At 38.6% G+C, this 948-nt stretch carries 1 protein-coding gene and 1 pseudogene; both read left to right on the forward strand.

All coding sequences use genetic code 11. The features are described from left to right. Nucleotides 1-35: 35 nt before the first annotated feature. Nucleotides 36-250 (forward strand): annotated as a pseudogene (locus B4H32_RS12755) (hypothetical protein). A gap of 60 nt (nucleotides 251-310) precedes the next feature. Then, complete coding sequence (locus B4H32_RS04825) at nucleotides 311-934, forward strand: CatB-related O-acetyltransferase (protein WP_286800453.1); 624 nt, start codon at nucleotides 311-313, stop codon at nucleotides 932-934. Nucleotides 935-948: the final 14 nt, after the last annotated feature.

Genomic DNA, 948 nt, shown 5'->3' on the forward strand with positions numbered 1-948 from the left:
TTTATAATGATTTGACTATAACAATTAGATAAAGAATGCAAGATCGACTCATAAGTGCATTTATGTATGCAATTGCAGGAATTATTCTGGGTATTGGGATTGCCATCGCATGGGGGTTCATGTGAATTCTGCAACCAGCTCTGCGCTCATTATTTTTGATACAGCTCTACTTTGTGCAGTTCTCGGCTTTTTATTTCACAATCAAATTCAACGTTTGTTTACTTGGCTTTGGAAATTTTTCTCCAACTAGCACTCCCTCCTGATATAAAAGCTATAATGTCACGGCTTTCTTTTAATATTTTGTCTAGATATGGATCCATTAATCAACTCACCTGTTAAACACTGGTGCGAGTTCGAATTTATTGCTAAAACAGTAAACAATCCAAATATCCATATCAAAGGTAATTATTCTTATTATTCAGCCTATTGGGATCAAGGTTTTGAACGTTGCGTGGTGCGTTATTTGCATGACAAACCTGCTACACCTGAAAAACCAATTGATCAACTGCATATTGGCAATTTTGTCTGCTTTGGGGCTGAATGCGTGATTATGATGGGTGGCAATCAGTTGCATCGACCAGACTGGATTTCAACCTTTCCCTTTGATACACGTAGTTTTTTGCCTGCTGGAGATACCATCATTGGAGATGGTTGCTGGATTGGCAGTCTCGCCATGATTATGCAGGGAGTAAAACTTGGTGAGGGAGCGGTGGTCGCAACAGGTGCCGTGGTTACCCAGGATGTGCCACCCTATGCGATTGTTGCTGGTGTTCCCGCCAAAGTAATGAAGTACCGCTTTTCTCCACAAGATATAGAAAAACTGCTTGCACTCAAACTTTATGATTTAGATGAAAGGCAAATTTTAAAAATACGTGAACTGTTACAAACAGATAATATTGATCATCTAAAGAGTTTTCTTCAAGAAAACTTATAAATGATGAAGATAAC

This window comes from Acinetobacter sp. UBA2063, from assembly GCF_002333245.1.
GTDB classification, from domain to species: Bacteria; Pseudomonadota; Gammaproteobacteria; order Pseudomonadales; family Moraxellaceae; genus Acinetobacter; species Acinetobacter parvus.

What these genes read in the sequence shown, in the direction of transcription:
- B4H32_RS04825 (WP_286800453.1), top strand. Translation starts at nt 311, where the DNA reads ATGGATCCATTAATCAACTCACCTGTTAAACACTGGTGCGAGTTCGAA.